Raw genomic sequence first — 6,892 nt, forward strand, 5'->3', positions numbered from 1 at the left:
ACATCGCGCGCACCTTCACCGCGGCCAGCTCGATCGCCAGCGGCAGGCCGTCGAGCCGCGTGACGATCTCGTCGACGCGGCTCTCCTCGAGGTGGACCCCGGGCCGCGCGGCGACGGCTCGGCGGCGAAACAGCTCGCTGCCGTCGTACGTCCCCAGCCGGCCGAGCGGGTAGACCCGCTCCGCGCCGATGGCGAGCGGGCTGCGGGAGGTGGCCAGGACGGTCAGGTCGCGCACCGTCGCGACCAGGAAGGCGGCCAGGTCGGCGACGGCGGCCACGATGTGCTCGCAGTTGTCGAGCACGAGCAGGGTGGGCGCGCCATCGAGCTGCTGCGCGATCCGCGACCGCACGTCGGCCCGCTGCTCGGGGGTGAGCCGGTCACGGTGGGCGACCGAGTCGCGCACACCGAGAGCCGAGCCGACCTCGCTGACCAGGTCCTCGGGAGCGGTCACGCCGACCAGCTCGACGAAGTGGACCACCGGCTGCTCGGCGCCGTGGGCGATCACCTGGGCAAGACTGGTCTTCCCCAGCCCTCCGGGACCGAGGATGGTGACGACCCGCGAGCTCTTCAGCAGGGCGGAGACCTCGGCGGCGTCCTGCTCGCGGCCGATCAGCACGTCGGCGTCGTGACGCAGCCCCGAGCGCACCGGGCGGTCGCGCGCGAGCAGCTCGGCGTGGACGGCCCGCAGCCGTGGGCTCGGGTCGACACCGAGCCCGTCGGCCAGCCCGGTCCGGTACGCCTCGAAGCGCTCCAGCGCCGCCGGCACCCCGTGCACGGCAGCGACGGCGCGCAGCACCGCCTCGGTGACGTCCTCGTCGGACTCGATCCGGACGAGCCGTTCGAGGAGCGGCAGCGCCTCGGCGTAGTGCCTCTCCGCGGCCAGCCGCAGCGCCTCCGGACGCAGCGACCAGGCATCGACCTCGGCGGCTCGGAGGCCGAGGCGGTAGCCCCGCGGCGTACGTTCGATCGCACCGGCGTCCGTCGCCGTCCGGGCCCGGGAGACCACCACCTGGAGCGCCTTGGCGGGGTTGGCCGGGATGTCGTCACGCCCCCAGATCTCCTCGACCAGAGCAGCCTCGTAGGCACCCCGTGGACCGGCATCGACCAGGGCGCGCAGCAGCGCCCGGGTCCGCTCGCCCGCCACGGGTGCACCCGCCCAGGTGACCTCGTCCAGCACACTCAGCGTCGTCACAGCCGCCATTCTGTCATAACGATATATCGCGTACGTACGGGATAACGCAGCCTCTCCGACGCGTCAGCCGCTGTAACACGTCGTTCGTAGGACTGCTCGCCCCATTAGATAGGGCGAATAGTCCTACGAACAACGTGTTACACCGCGCTCTGGTCGACCTCGTCCAGATCGATCAGGTTCTTGACGGCATCGAGGCGGCGCGTCGACTCGTCCGGGTCGACCGTGCGGCGGTCGATGAGCGCGAGCTCCTGGTTGGCCTCGACGAACGGGCGCATCCGCTTCTCGTAGGCGACGAAGGCCTCAGCATGGTCTGCGGCACGCCCGAGCTCGAGAGCGAGCACGTAGGCGCCGACGAGCGCGAGGCTCGTGCCCTGGCCCGACAGCGGCGCGGCGCAGTGGGCGGCATCGCCGAGGAGGACGGTGCGACCACGAGACCAGGAGTCCATCCTGATCTGAGCCATCGAGTCGAAGTAGAAGTCCTCGGCGGTCCACATCCGCTCGATGAGTGCAGGGACCTCCCAACCGAGGCCGGTCATGTGCTCGGCGACAAGCCGCTTCTGCGCCTCGATGTCGCGGTAGTCGTAGTCGATCGGGCCGGAGGCGAAGCCGAGGAAGATCCGCAGCTCCTGGTTGTCACGCACGGTCATCACACAGCCGCCGTCGCGGCCGTCGTTGATCCAGGTCTGCCAGCGGTCCATACCGAGGAAGTTGTCCTGGCTGAACACCGACAGGTAGGTGCCGAGGTGGTGGAGGTAGTCGGACTCGGGACCGAAGACGAGACGGCGCGTGGTGGAGTGGAGGCCGTCGGCGCCGACGACGAGGTCGAAGCGGCGCGGGGCGGCATGCTCGAACTCGACCAGGACGCCCTCGGCGTCCTCGTGGATCGCGGTGACCGAGTCACCGAAGAGATGCTCCACGCCGTCGAGGCGCGCGTGGACGAGGTCGACGAGATCCTCGCGGAGGATCTCGATGTCCTCGGAGTCGAGCTGCCCCGAGGAGAGCGCGAACTCCTCCGAGCGCATCACCTCGTTGCCCTCGGCGTCGAGCATGTTCATGCCGATGGACTCGTTCCCCAACGCACGAGACGGAGCTTCGAGCCCCATCCGACGCAGGACGGTGAGGGCGGCGCCGCGTACGTCGACGGCCTGGCCGCCTCGTCGCAGCGCCGGCGCGCGCTCGACGACGACAGGAGTCAGCCCCTGTTCGCGCAGCCAGAACGCGAGGGCGGTGCCGGCGACACTGGAGCCGGAGATCAGGACGGTGGTCATGAGCGATCCTTCCAATACGGTGTATATCGAGGTAGAACCAGACCGTAGCGAATACGCCTCTGACCTGGCAATACACAACTTCTACTGGACTAGCACAGTAGTTATCCGACTAGAATCTGTCCTAGCACAGAGATGAAGGGAGCCACCGTGGCCGGCTCGACCGAACCCACGTACGTCCGCATCGCCGCCGAGCTGACCCGGCGCATCGACCAGGGCGAGATCGAGCCCGGCGGCAAGGTGCCCTCGACCCGCCAGGTCGCCGAGGAGTTCGGCGTCGCGCTCGCGACCGCGACGAAGGCGCTCGACGTGCTGCGGGCCGGCGGGCTCGTGATCACCCGCCCGCGCTCGGGCACCGTGGTCGCGCCGCGCGCCGACACCTCACGGACCTCGGGGCCCAGGACTCTCACCCGCCGTCAGGTCCTCGCCGAGGCCGTCGCGATCGCCGACACCGAGGGGCTGGACGCGGTCTCGATGCGCGCGGTCGCCGGGCGCTGCGGCGTGGCCCCGATGTCCCTCTACCGCTTCGTCGAGAGTAAGGAGCAGCTGGTCGCTGCGATGGCCGACTCGGTCTATGCGGCTTCCCGGTTCGCTGTGGATCCCGATGCGCCCTGGCGCGAGCGCGCCGAGGCGCTCGGCCGCGAGCTGTGGCGGCTGCACCGAGACCACCCCTGGCTGGGCCGCACCCAGCCGCTGACCCGCCCGATGATGCTCCCCAACCTGCTCCGCTTCGGCGACCGTCTGCTGGGCGCGCTCGAGGGCCTCGGGCTGCCACCGAAGACCCAGTTCGACATGCACGTGCTGCTCTTCAACCACGTCGCCGGGCTGGCCGCGAACATCGAGCGCGAGGACGAGGCCGTGTCCCTGACCGGGGTCTCGGCCGAGGAGTGGACCGACCGCCAGTACGTGCCCCACTTCGGCAACGACTCCTTCCGGAGCGCCTTCCCGCACATGGCCCGGCTCTTCGGCCCGACCGCCCTGCTCGCCGACGGCTACGACATGGACATCGACGAGCTCTTCGAGCTCGGTTTCGGCCTCCTGCTCGACGGCATCGAGGCGTACGCACAGCGACAGGCAAGAATGGGTCCGTGACCGTCGAACTCCGCTCTGACAACGCCGCCGCCGTCTCCCCCGCGATCCTGGAGGCGATGGCCGCCGTCAACTCCGGCTCCGCGCTCGCCTACGGAGGTGACGAGGTCACCGCCGCGCTCGAGAACCGGGTCCGCGAGGTCTTCGAGCACCCCACGGCCCGCGTCTTCCCGGTGCTGAGCGGCACCGCCGCCAACGCGCTCTCCCTCTCCGCCCTGACCCCGCCCTGGGGCGCGGTGGTGTGCCACGAGACCGCGCACATCCTGAGCAGCGAGGGCGGCGCCACCTCCCTCCTGAGCGGCGGCGCGGTGATGAGCGGGATCGCGGGCGAGAGCTACAAGATGGCACCGGAGGCGCTGCAGACCCACCTGGACGGCGTACGTTGGGGCGACCCGCACCACTCCCAGCCGACCGTCCTGTCGCTGACCTCACCCTCCGACTACGGCACGGTCTACACCGTCGCGGAGATCTCCGAGCTCACCGGGATCGCCAAGACCCGGGACCTGCGCGTGCACCTGGACGGCGCCCGGTTCGCGAACGCCGTCGTGGCCACCGGCGCCGCGCCGGCCGACCTGACCTGGCGAGCCGGCGTCGACGTACTCTCGCTGGGCGCGACCAAGAACGGCGCCCTCTCGGCCGAGGCGATCGTCTGCTTCAGCGATGCTCCCGCCGACGAGCTCGTCTACCGCACCAAGCGCAGCGGTCACGTCACCTCGAAGATGCGCTACCAGTCGGCGCAGCTGCTGGCCTACCTCACCGACGACCTCTGGCTACACAACGCCCGCAACGCCAACGAGCGGATGGCCCAGCTGGCCGCCGGCCTCGAGCAGGCAGGCGTACGCATCACCAACTCCGTCGACGCCAACCTCGCCTGGGTGGATCTTCCCGAGGAGACGGCCGACCGCCTGGAGGCAGCCGGGGTGCTCTTCTACCGGCTCGGCGGACAGGTCCGGTTCGTGACGTCGTGGCAGACCACGAGCGAGGACGTCCGCGCCGTCCTGAGCCACCTCGAGGCGGCCGACCCGAGCTGAGACATGGCCACGAGGCCACATCTGGGAATCCAGGGGGTGAACTCGGTAACCTCACCCGCCTATGCCTCACGACCTCCAGGTCCCCCACCTCACCCCCAGCACGACCGTTTCGACCCAGCCTGCCTCCGGGCCGGCGAAACGGCTACGTGGCGACGTCCAGGGGCTACGCGCCGTCGCCATCCTCACTGTCCTAGCCGCCCACGCGGGAGTCTCCTGGTTCGCCGGCGGTTTCGTCGGCGTCGACGTCTTCTTCGTCATCTCGGGCTTCCTGATCACCCAGCAGCTCGTCGGTGAGCTCGGCCGCACCGGCCGGATATCGCTGAGGCGCTTCTACGCGCGCCGGGCCCGGCGCATCCTCCCGGCCGCCACCCTCACCCTCGCGGCCACCGTGATCGCCGCGGTGCTCCTGCTGGGTCCCGCGCAGGTCGCCCCGCTCGCCACCGACGCGGTCTGGGCCTCGGCGTTCGCCGCCAACATCCGGATGGCCATCGCCGGGACCGACTACTTCCAGGCCGAGCTGCCACCCTCACCGGTCCAGCACTTCTGGTCGCTGGCGGTCGAGGAGCAGTTCTACCTGGTCTGGCCGCTCGTCGCGCTGGTCTGCATCGTCCTGGCGAGCAGGATCGGTGCCTCCCGAGGTGGCGAGCGTGACGTCCAGCAGGGCTCGGTGCGGGCTCGCCGGTTCCTCCTCGCCGCCATCGCGCTGATCACCCTGGCCAGCTTCGCCTGGTCGATCGTGCACACGCCCGGGGAGGCCACCGCGGCCTACTTCTCCTCGCTCACCCGTGCCTGGGAGCTCGGGATCGGTGCGGCGCTGGCGATCCTGGTCACCAGCGGCCGGGTGATGCAGCGGCTCGCCGCCGTACCCGTCGCTCGGGAGCTCCTCGCCCTCGGCGGGCTGGCCGCGATCGTCGTCGCCTGCCTGGCCTACGACGAGTCCACCCCGTTCCCCGGCTACCACGCCGCGCTCCCGGTGCTCGGCTCTGCGGCCGTCATCCTCGCCGGCGCCCTTCCCGCGGGCGAGACGACGATCGGTGCCCGGCTGCTGTCGGTGGCGCCGATGCGGGCCATCGGCGACTGGTCCTTCTCGCTCTACCTGTGGCACTGGCCGCTTCTGGTGCTGCCCGAGATCGTCCTGCAGCGTGAGCTCACCTGGCCCGAGCGCGGTCTGGCCGTCGCGGGTGCGTTCGTGCTGGCGTACGTCTCCTTCCGGCTCGTCGAGGCGCCGTTCCGTGAGGGCGCGCTGTGGCGGCCGACCCGGCGCGCGCTGACCTTCTACCCGGTCAGCATCGCGCTCGTCGCGGCCATCGCGTTCGGTGGCACCGTCTACGCCGACTTCGAGGCCACCCGCGGCGACTTCCAGCCGGCGATCACCCTGGCCGACGCACCCGCGGCCGATCCGTCGCTGGACGAGCAGGAGGCGCTGGTACGGGCCTCGGTACTCGCGGCGCGCGAGGACACTGCGGTCCCGACCGAGCTGCGTCCCGCGCTCACCGAGCTCGACTCCCTCAAGCCGAGCCGGACCCGCTGCGACTACACCGACGACACCGAGCGCGACCTGTGCGTCGACGGCGACCCCGACGGGGACCGGACCATGGTGGTCTTCGGGAACTCCCACGCTCTCCACTGGGTCCCGACCCTGAACCGGATCGCGAAGCAGCACGGCTTCCGGGCCTACTTCCTGGTCAAGAACCGCTGCGTCTCGGCCTCGATCACCACCGACCGCGGCGGCGACGAGCACGACCCCTACACCGAGTGCGACGACTTCAACCGGTGGGCCTTCAAGCAGTTCAAGCGGCTCGACCCCGACCTGACCGTCGTCTCCACCGCTCCGCCGATCAAGGGCGTCTTCGACGAGGAGGGCGACTGGGTCGGTGAGAGGGACCAGATCGACGAGCTCATGCACCCGGCCTACACCGACTTCCTGCGCCGGGTGGACAAGCACACCGGACGCACGGTGCTGATCCGCGACATCCAGGGTTTCGACGCCAACGCCGGCACCTGCCTGTCCCGGCCCGGTGCCACCCTGGGCGACTGCCTGATGGGCGCGGTGGAGACTCGGGAGACCTCGATCGACGTCCAGGTCCGGGCGGCCGAGGAAGTCGGTGTCGACGTCGCCGACATGAGCTCCTACTTCTGCTGGGACGGGTCCTGCCCCGCCGTCGTCGGCGACACCATCACCCACTACGACGGCACCCACATGTCGCGTCAGTACGCACCCCAGCTCGTCGAGCCGCTGGCCCGCCGGATGGGGCTCCGCACCCAGGGATAGCCCGCCCGAACAGGACGCACGGATAAGACCAGGAGGGCCGCTC

General features: G+C 70.6%; 5 protein-coding genes. 3 read left to right on the forward strand and 2 right to left on the reverse strand.

What is annotated here, in order from left to right:
• Both ACFU7D_RS27765 and ACFU7D_RS27770 read right to left on the reverse strand, forming a co-directional pair.
• A partial coding sequence (locus ACFU7D_RS27765) for an ATP-binding protein (protein ID WP_378873399.1) occupies window positions 1-1,192 on the reverse strand: 1,192 nt, incomplete at its 3' end.
• A 137-nt stretch (window positions 1,193-1,329) separates the two neighbouring features.
• On the reverse strand, window positions 1,330-2,460 hold the full coding sequence (locus ACFU7D_RS27770) for an FAD-dependent monooxygenase (RefSeq protein WP_378873401.1): 1,131 nt from the start codon (window positions 2,458-2,460) through the stop codon (window positions 1,330-1,332).
• Between the two features lie 147 nt (window positions 2,461-2,607).
• Between ACFU7D_RS27770 and ACFU7D_RS27775 the strand changes: the two genes are divergently transcribed.
• The 3 genes from ACFU7D_RS27775 (at window position 2,608) to ACFU7D_RS27785 (ending at window position 6,849) form a co-directional block, all read left to right on the forward strand.
• Window positions 2,608-3,549, forward strand: a complete 942-nt coding sequence (locus tag ACFU7D_RS27775) for a GntR family transcriptional regulator (RefSeq protein ID WP_378873404.1) — start codon at window positions 2,608-2,610, stop codon at window positions 3,547-3,549.
• Window positions 3,546-4,577, forward strand: a complete 1,032-nt coding sequence (locus ACFU7D_RS27780) for a threonine aldolase family protein (protein ID WP_378873406.1) — start codon at window positions 3,546-3,548, stop codon at window positions 4,575-4,577. The genes ACFU7D_RS27775 and ACFU7D_RS27780 overlap by 4 nt, the downstream gene beginning before the upstream one ends.
• 61 nt (window positions 4,578-4,638) lie before the next feature.
• Complete coding sequence (locus ACFU7D_RS27785) at window positions 4,639-6,849, forward strand: acyltransferase family protein (protein WP_378873408.1); 2,211 nt, start codon at window positions 4,639-4,641, stop codon at window positions 6,847-6,849.
• The last annotated feature ends 43 nt before the right edge of the window (window positions 6,850-6,892 follow it).

Source organism: Nocardioides sp. NPDC057577 (assembly GCF_042801335.1).
Taxonomy (GTDB): domain Bacteria; phylum Actinomycetota; class Actinomycetes; order Propionibacteriales; family Nocardioidaceae; genus Nocardioides.

Coding starts and splice junctions, on each gene's coding strand:
- ACFU7D_RS27785 (WP_378873408.1), top strand. CDS start 4,639: ATGCCTCACGACCTCCAGGTCCCCCACCTCACCCCCAGCACGACCGTT.
- ACFU7D_RS27770 (WP_378873401.1), bottom strand. CDS start 2,460: ATGACCACCGTCCTGATCTCCGGCTCCAGTGTCGCCGGCACCGCCCTC.